Below are 20,939 nucleotides of genomic sequence, written 5' to 3'. Positions count from 1 at the left end.
ACAAATATTGTTATGCCGCGCTTGAACGCGATTGGTCACGCTTTCTGTTCAATGAAAACTCGAAGGCGGTGAAACTGGCTGATTCCCCGGCTTTGTGTTGGTTATTAAAATAAACTATAAAATATTTGTTGACAGTTATAATAAACATTTGTACACTAGGACTATTGATAGTCGTCAATCAACCACAATTACCGACTAGCTAAAAGGAGTAACCTTCACATGACACAATCTGACCTCACACTAACCGAATTAAAGCAGGGCTGGCACCAAACGCCGACCGCTTTTATCTGCAACATCTGCCAAGCAACGTTTGCAACGGACGAAGTATTTGCGGCCAACGATAAATTTTATCCCGCTGACCAGATGATTCGTCGCCACGTGCACGCTGAACATCCTCATCGGGTGACCGACTTGATCAACGACGACAGTAAGTACAACACCCTAACTGCCAAGCAACGGGCACTGCTCGAATCCTTTCACAGCGGTCTCAAAGATGCCGATATTGCCAAACAAAATCAGGTAGCTGCTGCCACGATTCGTCATCAGAAATTCACATTTCGTGAAAAGGCGAAACAGGCACGACTCTATCTGGCAATTTACGATAACGTTTTTGATCACCCAAACGCACCGGAAGATCAGCTGCTATCCGTCCCCGAACAAACGGGTAGTCTGGATGACCGCTTCATTATCACCCAGGCCGAGTACCAGCAAAATCTGCAACGCTACCTGACAACATCTAGCGTCGGTATCCAGCTCAAACGTTGGCCGAAGAAGCAGAAGGCCGTCGTTGCTATTCTATCGCGAATCGTTCAGGAGATTCCCCGCGACCAACACTTTACGGAAGCCGAAATCACAGCCATCCTCAAACCAATTTTCGCTGACTACGCCATCCTCCGTCGTTCATTGATCGAATATGGCTACCTCGATCGTACCGCTGATGGAACCGACTACTGGCGTATCAGCACAAGGAGCTAAGCATGAATCATAAAGAAATTATTCAAAAATATAAAGCGACGCCTACATTTTATGGCGTCATCCAAATCAAAAATAAGCAATCTGGCAAAACCTTCATCGACGTAGTCCCTAACATCCACAACCGTTGGGGCTACTACCAGACCAATTTGAACGGTAATTTTTACCACAATACCGACCTGCAACAAGATTGGAACCGACTAGGCGCCGACGCCTTTAGTTACAGCGTTCTCTGGAAGAAGGACACGGCTGGCATCGACAATCTTCGTCAGACGCTAAAGGAACTCAAACAAACGTGGCTTGCCAAGTGTCAGCCCGAATACCATTAAGGAGTTACTATGTCACTAAATACAACTACGACGCCAATCGATCTGACAACCTGGTCACGGCGCGAATACTTTTACTACTTTACGAAAATGATGCCAACTGGCTTTACGGTGAACGTTGACCTTGATATCACAGCGACCCAGGACTGGCTACGAAAACATGACTACAAGTTCAATCCGACTTATCTCTACTTGGTTTCGAAAGTAATGGCAAGATTTCCCGAATTTCGCATCGGCCGAGAGAATGACCAGCTTGTCCGTTATGAGGTACTCCACCCGTCCTACACTATTTTTCATGAGGACGACCATACCATTTCTAACCTGTGGACTGCCTACGACCCAGACTTTGCAACATTCTATCAAAACTATCTCGACGACATCTCCACGTACGGCAATCAGCACACCCCCGCACCCAAACAATCCCAGAGCGCTAACCTGTATATGATCGGTAGTCTTCCGTGGACTAACTTCACCAGTTATGTACCGCTACCGTTCACACCGCTCCAAACGTTTTTCCCCATCATTCAGGCCGGCAAATTTACCGAGCACGCTGATAACTGGACCATGCCACTCTCGGTGACCATCCACCATGCGGTCGCGGACGGCTACCACGTTAGCCAGCTGTTGGCTATGATCCAAACGGCCTTTCATGATCCCACGGAGTGGCTGGGGGCCTAGTTTGCGGCACCCTGGCGCTAACAGTACTGTTCTTGAAAAGGTACGCAATACTGGTAATGGTCGCACTCCAGTTGTCAGGAATTCCGCTGGCTTAGTAGAAAACCAAGCTTGGAGACTCGATTCTTTCGAGGCTTCAAGTTGTGTTCGCACCAATTCAGCCCCTATCTGCCGGCCGGTAAGGCGATGGTCGAACAATGTTGCCCAATTTTAGTCTCAGTATCGTTATGCCAACAGTCATAATGGGCATTTGGGACCTTTCAACCTTCAATTAAACAGCAAAAAATGTCGCTATCATCTGACGATTTCAGACGATAACGACATTTTTAATTTTTCATAGGTACCTCAAGACCTGAACTAGACGTCCCCAATCGGAGCGCGCCCAACTGACACAAGTCCAGCGTTACTCCGCCATACTGCTACTTTCGTAAGCGTGATTCATCAAGGAACGGGTTTCAGTAAACTCGTTCTCATCGTGTAAGACAACCGTGATTACCCGCTGCTTACCGGTCATTTTCCCGGTCCCAACGAAACAGTATCCAGCCAGCGGCGTGTAGCCGGTCTTTAGGCCATCAACGTTCAAGGACGCTTGTGCATACTTCCGACCGGACAGCAAGTTATTGTAGTTGTAGCATAACTGACCATCGATGGTCTTCGAGCCAACGGCGCCATCGGTCAAGATACGCGGATAATCCTTGATCAGGTGCCGGGCAATCAACGCAACATCTTTAGCCGAAACCATATTGGCGTTGGCACTCCCATAGGCATAGCCGTAAGTACGCAGGTCACTATTTTCCAACCCAGAAGCAGAAACAAAGTTGGCCTTGCCCAAGTTCCAACTCTTAGCTTGCGCGTTCATCTGCTGAATAAATTTGGCGTTGCTACCTGCGACCCACTTGCCCAACGCAATGGCAGCGTTATTCGACGAGTCCAGTAACGCGGCATCGTACAGTTCCTTGACCGTGTACTTATGCCCGGTATGGAAGACGAAGCCGCCAACTGACGAATTTTGACTCATCGAAATAAGGCCCTGACTGCTGGTATCTACAACTTGGTTCCAATTAGAAGCACTCCCATCGACCTTCTTCAGGACCAAGTAGAGCGTCATAATTTTAGAAACAGACGCGATTGGTCGAGCCGTATTCGCATTCTTAGACCAAACCGTCTTCCCGGTCGTGTAATTCATGGCAATTGCACTCTTGGCGTACTTCAGGCCAAATGGCGACTTACCCTTCTTCAGATAGCCGTGCCAAACCCAGCCCTTCACGCTCCCAGCCGTATTTTGGACGTAGTAGTAAATTCCCTTGGAATTGCCATGCCGCAGCGTGGCGTGTTTGGTCACATACCAAGTCGTATAGGGATACGTCTTCAAGTTCGCCACTTTCTTGCTGTGCGACTGGTTGTAAATGGCCCCCGTCGTGCTCTTCTTGTGGTAAGCCATCTTGGTCACCGACTTACTGGAATCCGTGGTGTACGTCGCGGCCTGTGCCGTCACCTGCGTTTCCACGGCAGAACCGAGCGTTGTGGTCACTAACAGGGTAACTAGCACACCCTTAAATTTTGATAATCCCATAATAGGTATCCTCTCTTCTTAAACCCTAGTCTTGAAATGTCTACAGATTACACTACCACGTCAGTTGGCCGCCAAACAAGGGGAATCCACACTTTGTAATCTGCTTGTTGGGCTCGTAACCTGGCCGTAATCCATCGCTAGGCGAGCTTGAAAACCAGTGCTCAAAAACCATTTTGCCGATAATCGACACCTGTGCCCCCCCTACTAACACCCAGTCATTAAAACGACTAATCTGTGCTGATAATGTTTTGGGAAACCATCTTTTTGCAGCTGAATCTATTGGGGACTCGATTCGATTGTCCCCGTTGGCGGTTGCATTTCACCTGTAAATTGGTTACGCTAGGGGTAATCAAATACGACTGGGGTGCCATCGCGGCTGAGATCAAACCCATTGAACCTGCTCTGGTTAATACCAGCGAAGGGAACGCGTACTTTTAAGCTATCAATGAACCCCACTATCGATTTAGTGGGGATTTTTTTCGTTTTGGTGACCCCAGTCACTAAAATTTTAGGAGGCATTATTCATGAAACGTTGGCATATCCGAGATATTATTTTGGTCACAATTTTAGCAATCTTTATGGGGGTCATTTTCTGGGTCATCGGGCCCCTCTACACGGTTCTATCCGCGGCATTAGCACCATTTGGCCTGTCACCACTAGCAAATGAACTCTTATTAGGTATCTGGGTCATGGCGGGGCCATTGGCCGGATTTATCATTCGGATTCCCGGCGCCGCCACATTAGGTGAACTGCTAGGAGCCGTTGTTGAAATGTTTCTTGGTGGTATCTGGGGGGCCAGCACGCTGATCTCCGGGGTTGTTCAAGGGTTTGGTTCCGAATTGGGCTTCATCTTCACCGGTTATAAGCGCTACAACTGGCCAACTCTGGTACTCACCGCTTTGACCACGACGATTGTGACCTTCACTTGGGACCTATTCCGTAGCGGATACGCAGCCTACCACTTGCCATTCTTACTCTTGTTGTTTGCCGTTCGTTTCGCATCCGTCTTCGTCTTTGGTGGCGTCTTAACTAAGTTGATCAACAACTTACTGGTCCGGGCCCACGTTTTACCTAACGCAACTCATTAATTGGAGGAACCTATTTGGCCACCGTAACTGTAAATTCACTCACATTCACTTACCCCCAGCGGAAACGGTCCGTCCTTGACGACTTATCCGTGACCTTCCCCGGGGGTAAGTTTTCCCTGTTGACCGGTGTTTCCGGTGGTGGTAAATCAACGCTACTACGCCTGATTGCCGGTCTGACGCCCCTACCAGCACCGAACACGATTACTTTTAATGGCGAACCGCTCACAGAGATTGCTCCCGAAAAACGGGCAGCGACCGTCGCCATGCTCTTTCAAGAACCCAGCACGCAATTCACCATGGATACCGTGATCAACGAGCTGCGGTTCGCGCTGGAAAATCAACGCATCAACCCGGCCGCCATGCCCGCTAAAATCGACGCGGCGCTGAACTTTATCGGAATTATGCCTCTCAAGGAGCGCTCTTTAATGGCCTTGTCTGGCGGCGAACAACAAAAGGTCGCCTTAGCTATCATCGTTGCCATGGACAGCGACGTCATTTTGCTTGACGAACCCTTTGCTAGCATCGATCCGCCAACTCGGCTAACGCTCTTACAAAAGTTAGTGGCGCTATGCACACAACGTGGAAAAACAATTATTTTAGCTGACCACGACTTAAGTGGCTACGCGCAGTGGGTCGATCACTTGGCGGTTCTGGACACAGGAAAGTTGCGCCTACTGTCGACTGAGCAGACCCAACGTCGCTTCGCCGCCTTCACACCGGAGCAGCTACGCTTGACCCACGTCACGCAACCGAATGGCGACCTAACTGTCCGCTTACAAGGCGAACACCTAGGAATCGCTCAGGGCAAACGCCAACTGATTCAGCCGCAAGACCTCAAACTATTTGCCCATCAAGCAACGCTGATCACCGGTCCAAACGGGAGTGGCAAATCCACGCTATTTCGCGCGTTGGTTCGCCTAGGCAAGTACCAGGGTAACCTCACCTATGCCGGCACCAACATTCAAAAATTGTCACGCAAACGGTACGCCCGCGAGGTTGGTCTGATGTTTCAGTCGGCAACGGCTCAATTTTTAAACGTCACTGTGACCGAAGAATTGGACTTGTCCCGTCGTTTCGGCAATACTGATTACTTCACTGCACAACGGGTACAGGACTTACTAACGCAGCTGAATCTAGCCGACCACGCTGAACAGGTGATTTATTCACTGAGTAGTGGCCAACAAAAGAAGCTTCAATTGCTCTGCATGCTGATCATGGCGCCAGATGTTCTCTTATTGGATGAACCTTTAAAGGGACTCGACTTTGCGTCTATTCAAGTTGTCATGCACATTCTGACCACGGTTCAACGCGACCTCAATCTAACACTGATCATGATCAGTCATCAATTGAGCGGACTAGATGAACTGATCACGCTGCACCTCCGCTTGGACCAGCAACATTTAACGTATGAGGGGGCGGCAAAATGAATCCTAGTTTGAAATTAGGACTGATCGTCTTCATCGCGCTGGAAGTCTCCTTCGCTCAGGTGTGGACGGCTAACGTAGCATTGATTGTCGTCAGTCTCATGCTGATGTTGATCAACCACGTCTCGTTCAAACGCTTGTTATACCTGACGTTGGTTCCCCTCTTCTTCTCCAGTACCTTGGTCTGGTCGCTGTCCTTGCGGGGGAGTGCCTCACCACATTTTCTGCTGGTCATCTTCACACGGCTATTCGTTTACGTCTACATGGGTGGTCTCTTCACCCAGACCACGGAACCGCTGACGCTGACCCGATCACTAGAACAAAACGCTAAGTTACCGTCTAAATTTGCTTACGGTTTTCTGGCGGCCTTTAATCTGATGCCTAAGATCAAGACAGAGGTTGCTACCATCAAGGCTGCGGCCATGATGCGCGGCCAAGTCCTCCATTTCTGGTCACCACAGTTGTACTTCAAGGTCATCTTGGCAGCCATGAATTGGTCTGACCAACTCGCTGCAGCCATGACCTCACACGGTTTTATTGAGGGTGCACCCCGAACGCACGCACAGACGGTTCCATTAGTCGCCCGTGATTGGTGGCTTTTTGGTGGCAGTTTACTACTCGTTCAGGTTGCCCTCTTCTGTGGTTTACCCTAGACTTAATTAAGTTGATGTCCATTTATAAAGGAGATATTTCAATGTTTACTGACCAAGCGCACACCGCAACTAAGTCCTGCTGGGAGGCTTCCAAACGCCATCCCTTTATTCAACAATTGCAGGCCGGCACGCTGCCCCTAGCCACATTCCGTTACTATTTGATTCAAGACCACTACTACTTAAAAGAATTCGGCGCCATTCATGACCTCGCCGCTGACCAAAGCGATGACGCCTTGGTCGCCCAACAGCTTCATGCCGGTGCAGAACATCTGCGTCAGGGTGAAGTCGCCATTCGCCAGGAGTTCTTTGACCGCTTGAAAATCACACCGGCGGAGATTGCCGCAACTCCGGTAGCCCCCACCGGTTATGCCTACACGAGCCACCTCTACCGCGAACTCTTAACCCATGGCCCGGCTGGTGCAGTGGCTGGACTCCTCCCTTGTTACTGGCTGTATGCTGAAATTGGACGGTCGTTAGCGAATCAAGGATCCCCTGTCCCCATTTATCAGGCTTGGATCGATACTTATAACGCTGACGACTACACTGGTAGTATGACTGACCAACTCGCGTTAGCGAACCACGTAGCAACGCCAGAGAATACACCACAACTACTGGCAGCCTTTGAAAAAAGTAGTTGGTACGAGCTCAATTTTTGGCAAATGGCCTTGGACCACGAAGATTGGTCATTACCCACCGCAGCCTCAGCGTCCGATTTCTCAACGTCACATTAATGCGCTATAATTGAGACACTGTAAAAGAGAAGGTGGTGTCGTTGATGAAAACTTTACGACGATTGACTTTCGTACAGTTTTTCGGCTACTTAGCCTTAGTTCTGGGCGTGTTGATTGAGCTGTACGCACTATTCAATGGGTTGGGAACCCATGGCAGTGGTGATGACATGTTTGGTGGTGCGGTCATCTTAGGACTGGCCGTGGCCTTCATTCACAGTGAGCACCTCCCGTTCACACTCGGCATGATTGGTTTGAGCACGTTGGGGTTCGCCTATTTCACGTTCATTCACACGCATGGTTGGTTGTGGACGATTATTATTGCCATTGCCGTGGCGGCGTTTCTCATCTACTTCTTTGGCATTCGCAGTGACATTCGTAAGAATCAGAGTGAGTGGTTTCATTTTTAACTGACAGTTTTTGTTTGGCGTTGAACGACTTTTGGTCGGTTGACGCCTTTTTTCAGAACAAAACCAGTCAGATTGCGCTATTCCATTTGGCTTTTTGCTGAAATAATAACAACCGCTGTTAGCAAACCAGCTTGACTGGCCTGGCTAACAGCGGTTGTTTGCGATGATATTTAGTTAGGCTAAGGACTGCAAGCTGAAATAGTCACCTGACTTTTGCGACCGTATGAATTGTCACCACTAAACTTGTAGGAAGGGTCGCATGCCGACTGCCAGGAGGAATTTCGTTTGCCGCGAGGAACGTCGTCAGCCAAAGAATGTTTTTTGTCGCCGCCCACCACCGTCGACATGGCTAGGGATGGCCCTCTACTTAGTGAATGCCGTCTTTAAACTTCTATTATCGACCGTTAAGCCTGGTCCTTCGCTGATTACTTCTCTATCCTGGCGGCTTTTGAAACGTGTTCTACGAGGCAACTCCCTCCGCTTAGTAATGCCATCCTTGACTTTATATTATCGTAGATCGTTAAGCCTAGTTCTTCGCTTATTTTATCCCTGTCCTGGCGACTTTTGAAACGTGTTCCACGGGGCAACTCCCTCCGCTTAACTCCATTAAGCACCGACTCGGTTCCACCGAACGGGCACTTAATGACGTTAATGCTCAGGAGTTAACCGCCCCGTTCCACACTCTCTCTACAAAGAAAATCAGGCCAACCCGAAGGTTGACCTGACTTCCTGCTTGATAAACTACAAGTGACTGTAGTCATGTAATCATTATGATTACCATCGTTTAAGTGAAACAGCCGGTTGCCCGACTTCGGGGCGGAAATTTATTCCGCAAGTTATTCCGCTGGTGCTGGGTGCGGATGCACACGCCTCACTGATTTCACGAATCGTGGCTGTGTGTTTGATTGGGTGACGGTTCTCTTTCCCATTGTAAACCATGACAGGCCACTAATCACTGCTAATAATATCACGGCGGTCGTCAGAGTCCCAATAACGCGCTTCAAATTCATCCTGTCACCTCACTAATTAGTATAACGATTAAATCTAACAATTAGCTTAATCGTTTACTATCACAAAACGGTGACAGAAATAAGAAATTGTATTAACAATTACGAGAAAGAAATTTAACAGTCAGCGCGCCAATTATCATATTGGATATTAGTTTACGCAATTTTCCGCCGTTCATCAAGTAAAATCGGAAAAAAGTTCCAGATATCGGGACTAATTTCACCGCTTTTTAAAAAGTTTAGTATAATGAACTTAAGCAGTCATTAGGATTTACCATTTGGAGGGATATTAAATGAGTCAAGAATTAAGTGATTTGGCTGAAGCAATCATCGCCTACCAAAAGAAATACGACAAAACTGACGGTGAAATGGCGTTTGGGTCGCGGATTTCTGTTGAGCGGTTCCACGCAATCAAAACTGGTGAGTTAGATCCCACCAGTGATGAACAGAGTTCCCTGAAGAGTTACATCTCCACCAAGCCTTAACGAACAACGGGACCTGAGAACAATGCCTCAGGCCCTTTGGGGAGGCCACAACACTTGTTGTGGCCTCTTTTATGTTTTTAAGTTTAGGCTAGACGCACTTTGTTCAATCCACCAAGTTCGCCCACGCCGTTCTATAAGCCGTTGCCGTTAAATCGTCAAACGCCACTAACCGAACTTGTTCTAATGTCGTTGTGTGGCCCAGAACCGTCGCAATCGTCTGTGTCGCTACGGCTGCTGCTTCGTCCAGCGGATAACCGTATACGCCAGTACTGATCGACGGAAAATCGACCGTTCGGCAATCATGTGCCATCGCGACCTTTAAACTATTGCGATAACAGTCTGCCAACAGTTCAGCCTCATGTTCCTGACCACCATGCCAAATGGGCCCCGGCGTATGAATTACCCATTTAGCGGGTAATTTAAACCCCGGCGTAATTCGTGCCTCACCTGTTGGACAACCGTTAAAAGGCACGCAAGCCTCAAATAGCTCAGGCCCTGCCGCGCGATGAATCGCACCGTCGACACCGCCGCCACCTAAAAGCGTCGTGTTAGCCGCGTTAACAATCGCATCGACCTGACTCAGGGTGATGTCACCCCGCAAAACTGTAAATTCTGCCATGTGCTTACTCCTTTGACCACGGCCAATGCCACCGCTTCTTGGGTGCTGAGTCCCCGTCACGGTCATGTAGCCGTTTCATCCCCTCGCGGTACGGATTGGCGTACAACGAGGATAAGTTCAATTTCTGTGCAGACTTAGCTGGTGTACCGGGTTGCCGATAGGGCGCCAAGTCCGTCTGACACTGAGGACAAACATCGTCGCTCGGTGTGACTGCCGCACCACAGTGTGGACAAAATTTCAACTCACTCGTCGCCATGCATTGGCCCTCCTATCTGCGCCGTTGTTGGTGCGTTTGATTCCGCTCTAAGTTTTTTTCACGCGTTATTGCCGCCTGCTTTTCAGCGGCAACGCGCTGTTGTTCTTGATCGACGGCGCGTTGTTTTGCAGCCGCCGCCTTTTTTTGCTCGGCTAATTTTCGTTTAGCCTGACTACGGTAGCTAAAGTAGCTCCACACTCCTACGGCCACCAACGCCAACACGATTTGAAGTGGTACCAAGGCCCAGTTGGGATGCTTAGCAAAGAATCCATCATAGACGATCAACAAAACGGACATCGCGCCCACGACAGAAAGTGTGTCGCGTACCCAGCGCGGAAGCTTGCGCCACTGCATCTTGTCAGCTCCTTATGTAGGGGACCCGGAAAATTTCCGGATCCCAATTTAACGACTATAAATCGCCCTCAACTCGTAATTGTCGTTCAACGAGGTAGGCATCCAGGTAGCCAAATGCAATTTCATCGACATCAGTGATTCGATAAACCTGGCCAACTTGATCTAACTGGTTGTCTTCGACCTCATGAAAAATGAAACGTTCACCGCCGACCTGGCTGGGATAACCCAACTGATTGCTGCCGTCGTGAAATTTCAGCCGAATAATCGTTCGAAATGCTGCTGCTTGTGTCAACCGAGCGGTAAATTGGTCCACCGTCGGGTCAAACAGGCGCTCATCGTTTAAGACGGGTTGAATTTGATGCTGGCGCGACCGGTTAAGCAGTGAAAACAGCCGCATCGTTTGCAGGTAATCCGACTCGATCACCACAGCGTGCAACTCGGACAACCGCATCACGGTATAACCGCCGAATTGACCGGTCATGTCGATCAGGTTCATGATCACGGCATCGTCCGTGACCACATTGATACGACCGACGAAGAACAAATCTTGATCTTCTTCGGGAACCAAAGCAACGAGCGGATCTTTACCCGCCAACTGCCGCAATGTATCCGGAATCTGCTCCTGGTCCTCAACGTTGACTGGTTCAACGTGTTTGAGCCGTTGTAGTCGTGTTGCAGCAATCCCTTGGAGAGTTAACTCTTGTCCTTGAAATTCTAAGACTTGAATATCGTCTGGCTTCAATTTGAGCTCAGGCTGGTCGCTGTAATCAAACTTATTTAACAATTGCACCGTAATCTGGTCGGCAGCGACCGCCGTGACCAAACCTTCGTAAAAATGTTCGTCGTTGGCAATGACCAGCATCACGACTAAATGATCGACCCAGGCGTGACTCAATACCTGCCGCCGTAAGTCCCGCCGTTCATCAAAGTGCAGGGTTAACCCGCCCGCTTTGACAAAGGCCTCGTCTTTGGCAGTCTGAATTCGAAACGCCATGTTGTCGAGATCATCGCTAGAGAACTCGACTTCATCGATCACGTCTAGCGCTAGAAAAACCGCACCATCTGGCAATCCATAGTCGTCGTACGTGGCAAGGATAATGCCAGTATCGCTGACCGTCGTCACGTAGCCGGTGTACACGACCTCTTGGTTCGTTTGGTAAACGTTGACCAGTAACTGCTGGGCCAATGCCCGGTTTAAATCATTCACAATTGAATTCACATGACGACCCCCTTTATCTTATCTAAAAATCTTACCATATATTGACCGAAATAGCCCGTCAAGGCAGTTGTCATCCCATTAAGAAACCGCGGTGCTTAAGAACTGTTTCAAGTCATCGCCCTGCAGACCGGCACTGAGACCGACCAGCAACTTAATTCGGGCCTTTTGCCCATTCAAGCCTTGGCACAGCATCAGTCCCATCTTGCGCAGTTCGATACCACCACCCTGATAGTCATAAATATCTTCGGCGACGCCATTATAACACCGCGACACCAGAACTAAAGGAATCTGCCGGTCTAAAAGTCGTTGAATAGCTGGCAAAGTTTGTGGCGGTAAATTGCCCGCGCCCAAGCCTTCAATGACGACACCTGCCGTCTGGTCGTTATCGAGGAAATCGAACAAACTTCCATCCATCCCCGCGTACGCTTTGATCAAGTAAACATGGTCGACGACGTGGTCAATATCACAAGTGTCCTGATCAATTAATTTCTGGAAATAAATGGCATGATTCTTCGCCACGATGCCGATGGGACCAAACGTCGGTGTCCGGAATGTAGCCACGTTGGTCGTATGGGTCTTGGTCACGTAACGTGCCGTGTGAATTTCATCGTTCATGACGACCATGGCCCCATTACCGCGAGAAGCGTCATCTGCGGCCACCTCAATGGCGGAACGGAAGTTATACAGGCCATCGGTTCCAACCTCGTTAGACGAGCGCATAGCCCCCGTCACGACAACCGGAATGGTATTCGGTAGGGTCAGGTCCAAGAAATAGGCCGTTTCTTCCAGTGTATCCGTCCCATGGGTGATCACCACACCATCGATTCCCTCTTTCTCAGCCTGGTCGATACGCTGCTTGATCTTCAACATTTCCACGGGCGTCATGTGCGGTGAGGGCAGGTTAAACATCTCGTCCGTGATCAACTGCACCCGGCCAGCTAAAATAGTTTCTTCTTGGGCAATCGGATTCTTGGCGTTCGGCACAACTTCTCCTTGGGCATTTTGTGACATGGAAATGGTGCCACCTGTATGAATGGCTAAAATTTTCTTCACGATTTATCCAGCTTCTTTCATGGTTTAATTTACTCTCTGCAATAGTTATTGGATTGGCTAAACCTGGTCGCACTGCGGCTTAGATTGTACGCTTCCATGACACATCATTGAACTGACCACTATTCTAGCCAACTAAATAGTCACTATGGCATCCAACCTACCGCTGTCATCAAAATCCGCGTAAGCCGAGAGGTCGGTAAATATGGGCTCAAGTACGGCATTCTGCTCAGTTGACTCAAAATACCGACTAGGCAAAAAAATGCTCTTGAGACCACCGCACTTACGAGGCTTCAAGCTACGTCCGCTCCGTTCCAACCCATATCTGCCGGCCAGTAAGGTCGATGGCATCCCGTATGCTGCCTAGCACAGATACTAAAAAATAATTGGGTACCCACATTGTACCCTAAGTTGCGGTACAATTTAGTTAGAATTCGGAGAGGATGAAACGAAATGTCAAAAAAGGAAGATTCCGGTAAAGTCTACATTCCCGGGCCGCACGTCCATCCCAAGAAGTATAGTTCATCGGGTGGTTTGGCCGACTGGGGCCCGTTACTGACCTGGTTCAACGGTCTTTTCAAACAACTTTGGCACAAAATCAAAAAATGACTGACCGAGTTGTCATTTTCATTTCACAGTGGTAAAGTAAGTGACATTCCAATTAAAAAAATAAGTGATTGCCTATATAATGCCAAGATAAGGTTGGCGAGTTTCTACCCAGAGCCGTAAACTCTGGACTATAAGCAAATTGAGGACGAAACTCTTTTTGCCGATGAAAAGAGTTCGTCGGTAAAGGTTTCAGTAGCTCTCTTTTTGCAAAGGGAGCTTTTTTGTTTTCATAAATTACCTTGGCGGCGTATGGACATCACGAGAAGGAGGAACTTTTCTTGCAGTCCACAAAGTCCGCAACACCAGTTTCGTCATCAGATAGCAGCCAGGCCCTTCCCATGTGGCGGGCGGCCATTCTTGGTTTTCAGCATTTATTAGCAATGTATTCCGGTGACGTCATCGTCCCCTTACTGATCGGGGGCGCGCTTCATTTTAATGCCATGCAGATGGCCTACTTGATCAGCGCGGATATCTTCATGTGTGGGGTTGCAACCCTTCTACAGTTGAAACGGACGCCATTGACTGGAATCGGTCTTCCCGTAGTCCTCGGTTGTGCGGTCCAAGCCGTGACGCCCTTGAGTGCCATTGGCAACCAATACGGTGTTGGCGTCATGTATGGGGCTATCATTAGTGCCGGAATCTTCGTTTTCCTCATCTCCGGCTGGTTCTCGAAGATTAAGAATTTCTTCCCGCCAGTGGTGACTGGTTCGCTCATCACGATTATTGGTTTTACACTGATTCCCGTTGGCTTTCAGGACCTCGGCGGCGGCGACGCGACGGCCAAAAACTTCGGTGATCCCAAAATGTTACTGGTTGGCTTCCTGACCATGGGTATCATTCTCGGTCTCAATGCCTTTGCCAAAGGCTTCTTGAAGTCACTGGCAATTCTAGCGGGAATTCTGATTGGCACACTGATTGCCAGTGCGCTGGGGATGGTATCGCTAAAGGCCGTGGGTCAGGCCAGTTGGTTCCATTTGCCCCAATTTTTCTACTTTGGCACACCCAAGTTCGAATGGTCGTCCATCCTGACCATGATTCTGGTCTCACTGACCACCATGGTGGAATCGACCGGCGTTTTCTTCGCTTTGGGCGAAATCACCGGCCATAAGATCGAGGCTCAAGATTTGAAGCGTGGCTACCGTGCGGAAGGTATCGCCGTTATCCTCGGTGGGCTCTTCAACACGTTTCCCTATTCCACCTTCTCTGAAAACGTTGGGGTCGTGCAACTTTCCGGCGTGAAAACACGCAAACCCCTCTATTTTTCAGCGTTATTTTTGATGTTACTGGGACTCTTACCAAAAATTGGGGCCCTGGCAACGGTCATCCCCGATGCTGTCTTGGGTGGTGCCATGATCGTCATGTTTGGAATGGTCGGCGTCCAAGGGATTCGGATGCTCCAGCAGGTTGATTTCAAAGACAACAACAATCTATTGGTTTCCGCGATTTCAATTGGCCTTGGCTTAGGCGTGACGGTCTACCCACAGATTTTCCAGGCCCTGCCCCAATCCATTCAGATCATTATGAACAATGGTGTGGTCATTGGGAGCTTCTCCGCTGTATTCCTCAACATCATCTTCAACATGCGGCCCAGTCACATCTCAACGCGCGCGCAGGCACAGGTCAACAGCGATGCGCAACCACAATCTAAAAATTAAAAAATAAATCAAACTACCGATCAGGCCCTTTGCCTTGACCGGCAGTTTTTGTCTCTGGATTTCCCACAACAGGCGAAATCTCTGTCAACCGGCGTGCGGCTGTTTTCCACTCATTTAGTCGTGATAATCCCCACTATCGCAAGCGTAAGGTGAACATCTTGACGTTCAACCTTCCGCTTTCTTTAGAACAAACCTAATCCGCAACATGACATTAACCTTACAAAGTACCGAGCTGTCTTTAGTTTCCCTACCAGGTTCGCGTATAATAAGGATATTAACGTGATAGGAGATTTGCCATGCTAAGCATTCAGCATATCAGTAAGGAATTTGGCTCCGTTAAAGCGCTAAACGACGTGAGTTTTGACGTCCCCAATGGCCAGATTATGGGATTGATCGGTCAAAATGGGGCCGGGAAGTCCACGACCTTCCACAGTATTTTAAATTTTATTGACTACGGTGGTAGCATTCAGTGGCAAGGCCACACCCTTTCAGCCAGTGATTTTGACCACATCGGTTACCTGCCTGAAGAACGTAGTCTGATGACGAAATTGACCATTGAACAACAAATTATTTACTTAGCACGCCTGAAGGGCCAACCGGCTAAGGTCATTCGGCCACAGATTGACGACTGGCTGGAACGATTCGCCGTTAAGGGCACCCGGAAAAGTAAGATCAATGACCTTTCTAAGGGGAACCAGCAAAAGGTCCAACTCATCTGCACCCTGATTCATCAACCCGACCTCTTAATTTTGGATGAGCCATTTAGCGGTCTCGACCCAGTCAACGCCGACCTCTTAAAGCAAGCCGTGCTCGCGGCCAGGGACCGCGGCGCCGCCATTATTTTCTCCAGCCACGACATGGAACACGTCACAGCGTTGTGCGACCAACTCGTCATGCTGCGCAAGGGCGACGTGGTCCTGCACGGGACCCTCGACGATGTGCGCGACCAATTTGGCAAGACAGAACTCTTCGTCACGACCGATTGGACGGCCGAACAACTCCAGACACTTTCCGGTGTTGGCAGCGTGACTGACCGCCATAACCGCCGTTACGTCCTTCATTTGACTGATGCCAATGCTGGTCCAGCCATTTTCGATACCCTCACGCAGGGTCACTATATCGAAGAATTCAGCCAACAGCCGCCAACTCTAGATGAGATTTTCCGTTTGAAAGTGGGTGAAGACCATGTCTAAAACTTGGATTGTCACATTTGAGACCTACTTACGCCAGATCAAATCCTGGAGCTTTCTGTTCATGATTCTGGGACCATTTCTGTTAATTGCACTAACGGTTGGCATCAGCTACGTCAGTGCTAACAGCAGTAGTAGTAGTCGGCAAGTCGCCGTTATTAGCGATTCCGTAGTGCTTCGTAAGAGTTATCTTCAGCAACATAATTCGGGAATCAATACCAAGATCACCACGACTACTAAGGCCAAAAAAGCCATGAAAGCGAATCATCTTGCTGGCTACCTCACATTGGATGCCAGTGGCTCCCAACTCCACGGAGACTATCATGGAAGCACGGCCATGGACAATGGTTTCAAGGCACAGGTCCAAAACTTTTTGATGCAATATCAGCAGCTTAAAAATTACCAGACGGCCAAATTAACGCCCAAGCAACAACGAGCACTCGCCCAGACACCGGTCCTCAAGCAACACATCTCGGCTAAGACTGGAACATCTAACTTAGTCAAGACCCTCTCCTTTTGGGTGCTGATCACCATGATCTACATCATCTTAATCACCTACTCCTCCATTGCGGCACAAGAAATTGCGTCGGATAAAGGAACCAAGATTATGGAAATCATTTTCTCGAGTACCACAGCCACCAGTTACTTCATTGGTAAAATCACGGGAATCCTACTAGTCATCGTGACGCAAATTGTTATCTACATTTGCGGGGGCTGGTTGGGTTACACGATTGCCATGCAAAATTCGGGGATCAAGAAGCTAGTGCTGGCCAACCAATCCTTGGTGAAGGGCGTCTTCCATAATTTGTTTAATCTAAATTTGCTCTATGTGCTGTTAGGCGTGGTTATTTACACCATTCTCGCCGCCTACAGCGGTGCGTTGGTTGCGAAGGCCGAGGATGCTTCTAAAGCCGCACAACCGGTCGTCATGTTAAGCATGGCCGGTTTCTTCATTGCTCTGCCCTTCCAAAACAATTTGGACGCGGTGCTCGTGAAGATTCTGTCTTACGTGCCCTTCTTCTCGTCATACTTTATGCCGATGCGCATCATCAACGGTACAGCGGGACTTGGTGAACAGATTGGCTCATTGGTGATTCTGTTAGCCGCCATTGGTCTGTTCGCCCTCTACATTGGCCGCCGGTATCAGCGTCTCATGCTTCAGACCGACAGTAAAAATATTTGGCAACACTTGATTCACAGTCACCGTCGTTCATAATCTAGTCAACTTACCCATTAACATTCTGTGTGAACGTGCTATAATTAATGGGTAAGTTTTGGGCCCTTAGCTCAGTTGGGAGAGCGCCTGCTTCGCATGCAGGAGGTCGTCGGTTCAAATCCGGTAGGGTCCATTGATAGGTTATTTTAGAGAATCAAGTGTCGTTTTAACACCGTCGTTATAGGCTTTCAGTTTTTGAAGCATCACATATAGAATCATGAAATGGTAGCCAGGGTTATCACAAAAGTTAATAAACCAGTGGTGGTAAAAATGATGACTGTTAGTCAATTGACTAGCAGTTTTTATTTTGACCTATCTTTTGTTGTCCAGAATGTATGCAACGCCGTTACCATTGACACGCCCCGGGTTCACCTTACTAATCGCTCACCTGATAAGGAACTACGTCTACTGCCACTATAACTCAGAAACACTTTAGTTCCTTAGTAGGTTCAAGCAGAACGCTGCATTTAAAATGTTCGCAAATGCCCGCATGGCACTTGTGAAACTTTATCACTTGTTAGCATCTCCCCTAAACGTACAGGTAGTACAAATGTTAATTACCAACACGAACATACCCCAAATATTGTTAAATTTTAACTAATCCTATTAGACTGAGTGTATGTTAAATATTTATCATAGAAAAAGGGGGAGGGAACGTGGGAGCCTAATCTGGCTACTCCCGCATTAAGATGAAATCTGAAATCAAAGACATCACGTATCTGGCACATTCCATGAAAAGGATTGCACATAAATATGGATTCAAAGTATTCTCAGCAGATCTGATTGCTGCTGCTAACGACTCACCTTATCGCCAATCCATGCCCAAAACCATTCTCTTTTTTGCAGAAAATATCGACCATGACTTAATCGCCTTTTTGAGCTTTTGGCAGGGGGGTTGGCATCCAATTGATAACCCAAACAAATACAAACTCTACTTTCATGTCACGCATCCAGAGCTAACTAAAAAACAAATTACGCAATTCACTCAAGAACTAACCTTCTTAGCTGGTACCAATAAAAAATCACTTAAGCCACAGGATTTCATCTCTAAAGAAGACTGGCAGGAAATACCATAACGTTACGTTTCTACACACGCCTTGCATCACAATTAAGCAATACTGGCTAGCAAAACATCAGATTTCGTCAGGTCCTTCACCCTCTGCATTTATTGCAATTTGCGTTTAAAAAGATCTGGCAATAATTGATTACTTTTCCCAAATAACGTTTTACTGCTATATGATTAACAAACTTGATCTAAATTTGGGAGAAATATAGCTTGAATAAGATTATTTCACACATTGTTGTTCCCACTAACAAGGGAATTATTTTAATTCGAAGAACAAAGAAGGAAAGAGGAACGGCAAATGTTTTTCCCCATTGGTGGGATACTTGCCGAAAGTGAGGAACTTCCTAAAGATGCGGCAATTAGAGAGTGCAAAGAAGAAATCGAATTAGAAGTCACTATAAATAAAATTATTGGTGAGGATTCCAATTTTGATAACTCGAAGAAGACCGCTCGAAGAAGACTATGTATACACGGCTTGTTTATTTAGCGAATGAAATTGAATTGGAAAATGAACAAGAGATCCAATTAAACTTAGCGGAACACGATAAAATATTATTCCTTAATTCATTAAAATGTTTAAAGAAAAATCTAAAAATCGTCCCCTATGTAAGTGATGCAGTATCCAAGGTTTTGACAAACTGAAAAGGTACTATTAGCGTTGAAATTATTGGCGTATGTGAAAAGGGAAAACCCTTGAACTGAACCTTAAAGTCGGCCCACTCCTTATTTTGGCCACTGAAAAGCTTCACATGTTATTTGAACCAGTTACCGATCCTATTTTTCCTCCCCCTAAAACCTTACCAAGGCTACTAACTCATGTAGTCAATATCTATGACTACATGAGTTAGCCGTCTCATTTAACCCCTGATCCTCACCCCAGTTACAAATATCCTCCATTTCAGGGGCCCCCGCCAAATTCTTGTATGCCGCTTGTAACCACCAACCAATACGCCTATAATTAGCGAATTGTAAATAAGTTGGGAGGACACACATCATGGTAGCTTACACCTTCACCCGTACCCCACAAGTGACCGATCAAGAAATTCTAGGCCTCTACCGTAGCGTCGACTGGACGGCCTACCTGCAACATCCCCAAAATACCTTGGCTGCTCTCACGAACTCCACCGTCCTTTGGGCCACTGTGGACGACCACCTCATCGGCTTGATTCGTGGCGTGACGGATGGTCATACCATCTTGTACATCCAAGACCTGCTCGTGAATCCGACCTATCAAAAACAACACGTCGGAACCACTCTCATGAAAAAGATGCTGGATCGTTATCAAAATGTCGGCCAAACCGTCCTCATCACCGACCCTGAGGCCCGCACCCTCAAGTTTTACGAGTCCCTAGACTTTCTGAAAATTACGCCGCAAACCTATGGCCGCGCGTTCGTTTTGGAACGCCGCTTCTAAACTCAACTCTGTCGAGAGTCCGGTAGTTTTCCTGGACTCTTTTAATTTACGCCGTTTACCAATCATTTTCTGATAGTTTCCATCAATTATGTCTTAAATTGAAAATACTACTGAAAACACGCTACTAGTGGCGTATGATTGTAATACTGTTGTTTTTTGGACCTGCCAGTTGTCTGGCGGCTAAACTAACAATGACAGAAATTATAGTGGAGTTGAAATTATGCATTATTCGTTATTCATTCGGTGTATCGCCGAATTTGTTGGGACGGCCATCATGGTCGGGCTAGGTAACGGTTCCGTTGCCAACGTCGAATTAAAAGGAACTAAGGGGTATCAAGGTGGCTGGGTCCTCATTGGCTTTGGATATGGGATTGGGGTCATGATTCCAGCCCTAATGTTTGCCACCATTTCCGGTGCGCAAATTAATCCTGCCATGACGATTGGTGCGGCCGTCGTCGGTAATTTTCCTTGGCAAGAGGTTCTGCCTTACATAATTGCCCAATTACTGGGTGCCTTTGTCGGTCAATTAGCCGTCGTTATCGCCTACAAGCCATACTACGACCGGACGACCGACGCCGAAGCCATCTTGGGAACCTTTTCCACGATTGACGCTGCTGGCAGTAGCCTTAACGGATTCGTCAACGAATTTCTGGGGACCTTCTTACTAGTCCTGGGTGCCGTTGCCATGACTGCCGACAAGGTCGACTCTCGTGCCGACTTTATCGGTTTGGGTTTTCTGGTGATGTGTTTAGTGGTCTCCCTCGGTGGCGCCACTGGACCGGCCCTGAACCCTGCACGTGACATCGCGCCCCGGATTCTCCATGCCATTTGGCCCTTTGAACACAAAGGAAGCTCGCAGTTCGGCTACGCCTGGGTACCTATCGTGGCCCCGATAGCGGGAGCAATTGCGGCAACTGTTCTTTGGAAATACGTTTTCAGCTAACTTAAAC

23 protein-coding genes, 1 tRNA gene and 2 riboswitches are annotated in these 20,939 nt (G+C 48.0%); of the genes, 18 read left to right on the top strand and 6 right to left on the bottom strand.

All coding sequences use genetic code 11. From position 1 onward, the window contains the following. Positions 1 to 219: 219 nt before the first annotated feature. Genes EKM89_RS09320 through EKM89_RS09310 form a run of 3 tightly spaced genes read left to right on the top strand, consistent with a single transcriptional unit; the run spans position 220 to position 1,976 of the window. Positions 220 to 975, top strand: a complete 756-nt coding sequence (locus EKM89_RS09320) for a DUF2087 domain-containing protein (protein WP_125687915.1) — start codon at positions 220 to 222, stop codon at positions 973 to 975. Positions 976 to 977: 2 nt separating this feature from the next. Then, the gene (locus EKM89_RS09315; RefSeq protein ID WP_125687913.1) at positions 978 to 1,301 is read left to right on the top strand and encodes a GIY-YIG nuclease family protein; all 324 of its coding nucleotides are present in this window, start codon (positions 978 to 980) and stop codon (positions 1,299 to 1,301) included. A gap of 9 nt (positions 1,302 to 1,310) precedes the next feature. Beyond that, positions 1,311 to 1,976, top strand: coding sequence for a chloramphenicol acetyltransferase (locus EKM89_RS09310; RefSeq protein WP_125687911.1), 666 nt, complete (start codon positions 1,311 to 1,313; stop codon positions 1,974 to 1,976). Positions 1,977 to 2,376: 400 nt separating this feature from the next. Here the strand turns inward: EKM89_RS09310 and EKM89_RS09305 are convergent, their stop codons facing one another. Continuing rightward, complete coding sequence (locus tag EKM89_RS09305) at positions 2,377 to 3,546, bottom strand: serine hydrolase (RefSeq protein ID WP_125687909.1); 1,170 nt, start codon at positions 3,544 to 3,546, stop codon at positions 2,377 to 2,379. A 350-nt stretch (positions 3,547 to 3,896) separates the two neighbouring features. Further along, positions 3,897 to 3,988, top strand: a riboswitch (TPP riboswitch). An 82-nt stretch (positions 3,989 to 4,070) separates the two neighbouring features. On the opposite strand from EKM89_RS09305, the gene EKM89_RS09300 reads away from it, so the two are divergent. From EKM89_RS09300 to EKM89_RS09275, 6 genes are all read left to right on the top strand, one after another. Then, on the top strand, positions 4,071 to 4,634 hold the full coding sequence (locus EKM89_RS09300; protein ID WP_125687907.1) for an ECF transporter S component: 564 nt from the start codon (positions 4,071 to 4,073) through the stop codon (positions 4,632 to 4,634). A 14-nt stretch (positions 4,635 to 4,648) separates the two neighbouring features. Continuing rightward, positions 4,649 to 6,061: an ABC transporter ATP-binding protein gene (locus EKM89_RS09295; RefSeq protein WP_125687905.1), complete on the top strand. Its 1,413-nt coding sequence runs from the start codon at positions 4,649 to 4,651 to the stop codon at positions 6,059 to 6,061. Continuing rightward, a complete protein-coding gene (locus EKM89_RS09290) occupies positions 6,058 to 6,711 on the top strand; it encodes an energy-coupling factor transporter transmembrane component T family protein (protein ID WP_125687903.1) in 654 nt (217 codons plus the stop codon). Before EKM89_RS09295 ends, EKM89_RS09290 begins: the two co-directional genes overlap by 4 nt. A 41-nt stretch (positions 6,712 to 6,752) precedes the next feature. Further along, positions 6,753 to 7,442, top strand: coding sequence for a thiaminase II (gene tenA / locus EKM89_RS09285; protein WP_125687901.1), 690 nt, complete (start codon positions 6,753 to 6,755; stop codon positions 7,440 to 7,442). A gap of 44 nt (positions 7,443 to 7,486) precedes the next feature. Further along, positions 7,487 to 7,849 carry a hypothetical protein gene (locus tag EKM89_RS09280; RefSeq protein ID WP_125687899.1) on the top strand — a complete coding sequence of 121 codons (363 nt, stop codon included), beginning with the start codon at positions 7,487 to 7,489 and terminating at the stop codon, positions 7,847 to 7,849. 1,300 nt (positions 7,850 to 9,149) lie between these two features. Further along, on the top strand, positions 9,150 to 9,341 hold the full coding sequence (locus EKM89_RS09275; RefSeq protein ID WP_125687897.1) for an LBP_cg2779 family protein: 192 nt from the start codon (positions 9,150 to 9,152) through the stop codon (positions 9,339 to 9,341). Positions 9,342 to 9,444: 103 nt separating this feature from the next. Here the strand turns inward: EKM89_RS09275 and EKM89_RS09270 are convergent, their stop codons facing one another. The 5 genes from EKM89_RS09270 to EKM89_RS09250 form a co-directional block, all read right to left on the bottom strand. After that, a complete protein-coding gene (locus EKM89_RS09270; protein WP_125687895.1) occupies positions 9,445 to 9,960 on the bottom strand; it encodes an O-acetyl-ADP-ribose deacetylase in 516 nt (171 codons plus the stop codon). A 4-nt stretch (positions 9,961 to 9,964) separates the two neighbouring features. Further along, on the bottom strand, positions 9,965 to 10,216 hold the full coding sequence (locus EKM89_RS09265) for a zinc ribbon domain-containing protein (protein ID WP_125687893.1): 252 nt from the start codon (positions 10,214 to 10,216) through the stop codon (positions 9,965 to 9,967). Positions 10,217 to 10,228: 12 nt separating this feature from the next. Continuing rightward, positions 10,229 to 10,570, bottom strand: coding sequence for a hypothetical protein (locus EKM89_RS09260; protein WP_125687891.1), 342 nt, complete (start codon positions 10,568 to 10,570; stop codon positions 10,229 to 10,231). A 55-nt stretch (positions 10,571 to 10,625) separates the two neighbouring features. Further along, on the bottom strand, positions 10,626 to 11,789 hold the full coding sequence (locus EKM89_RS09255; RefSeq protein ID WP_125687889.1) for a hypothetical protein: 1,164 nt from the start codon (positions 11,787 to 11,789) through the stop codon (positions 10,626 to 10,628). A 78-nt stretch (positions 11,790 to 11,867) separates the two neighbouring features. Next, positions 11,868 to 12,845: an asparaginase gene (locus EKM89_RS09250; protein WP_318530999.1), complete on the bottom strand. Its 978-nt coding sequence runs from the start codon at positions 12,843 to 12,845 to the stop codon at positions 11,868 to 11,870. Between the two features lie 447 nt (positions 12,846 to 13,292). Here EKM89_RS09250 and EKM89_RS14090 point away from each other — a divergent pair, with 447 nt between their 5' ends. From EKM89_RS14090 to EKM89_RS09210, 9 genes are all read left to right on the top strand, one after another. Then, positions 13,293 to 13,448, top strand: a complete 156-nt coding sequence (locus EKM89_RS14090) for a hypothetical protein (protein WP_164510562.1) — start codon at positions 13,293 to 13,295, stop codon at positions 13,446 to 13,448. Positions 13,449 to 13,500: 52 nt separating this feature from the next. Then, a riboswitch (purine riboswitch) is annotated at positions 13,501 to 13,599 on the top strand. A gap of 187 nt (positions 13,600 to 13,786) precedes the next feature. Beyond that, a complete protein-coding gene (locus tag EKM89_RS09245; protein WP_125687947.1) occupies positions 13,787 to 15,103 on the top strand; it encodes a nucleobase:cation symporter-2 family protein in 1,317 nt (438 codons plus the stop codon). Between the two features lie 296 nt (positions 15,104 to 15,399). Next, positions 15,400 to 16,296, top strand: a complete 897-nt coding sequence (locus tag EKM89_RS09240; protein WP_125687884.1) for an ABC transporter ATP-binding protein — start codon at positions 15,400 to 15,402, stop codon at positions 16,294 to 16,296. Continuing rightward, positions 16,289 to 17,509 carry an ABC transporter permease gene (locus tag EKM89_RS09235; protein WP_125687882.1) on the top strand — a complete coding sequence of 407 codons (1,221 nt, stop codon included), beginning with the start codon at positions 16,289 to 16,291 and terminating at the stop codon, positions 17,507 to 17,509. Before EKM89_RS09240 ends, EKM89_RS09235 begins: the two co-directional genes overlap by 8 nt. A 60-nt stretch (positions 17,510 to 17,569) precedes the next feature. Continuing rightward, positions 17,570 to 17,642 (top strand) — tRNA-Ala (locus EKM89_RS09230). A 598-nt stretch (positions 17,643 to 18,240) separates the two neighbouring features. Then, positions 18,241 to 18,585 carry a hypothetical protein gene (locus EKM89_RS09225; protein ID WP_125687880.1) on the top strand — a complete coding sequence of 115 codons (345 nt, stop codon included), beginning with the start codon at positions 18,241 to 18,243 and terminating at the stop codon, positions 18,583 to 18,585. 288 nt (positions 18,586 to 18,873) lie between these two features. Then, positions 18,874 to 19,062 carry an NUDIX domain-containing protein gene (locus tag EKM89_RS09220; RefSeq protein WP_125687878.1) on the top strand — a complete coding sequence of 63 codons (189 nt, stop codon included), beginning with the start codon at positions 18,874 to 18,876 and terminating at the stop codon, positions 19,060 to 19,062. A 507-nt stretch (positions 19,063 to 19,569) separates the two neighbouring features. Then, on the top strand, positions 19,570 to 19,989 hold the full coding sequence (locus EKM89_RS09215) for a GNAT family N-acetyltransferase (protein WP_125687876.1): 420 nt from the start codon (positions 19,570 to 19,572) through the stop codon (positions 19,987 to 19,989). Between the two features lie 220 nt (positions 19,990 to 20,209). Then, on the top strand, positions 20,210 to 20,932 hold the full coding sequence (locus EKM89_RS09210; RefSeq protein WP_125687874.1) for an MIP/aquaporin family protein: 723 nt from the start codon (positions 20,210 to 20,212) through the stop codon (positions 20,930 to 20,932). Positions 20,933 to 20,939: the final 7 nt, after the last annotated feature.

Source organism: Levilactobacillus fujinensis, from assembly GCF_003946335.1.
In the GTDB taxonomy this organism is placed as follows: Bacteria; Bacillota; Bacilli; order Lactobacillales; family Lactobacillaceae; genus Levilactobacillus; species Levilactobacillus fujinensis.
This window is presented reverse-complemented; position numbering and strand designations above follow the sequence as displayed.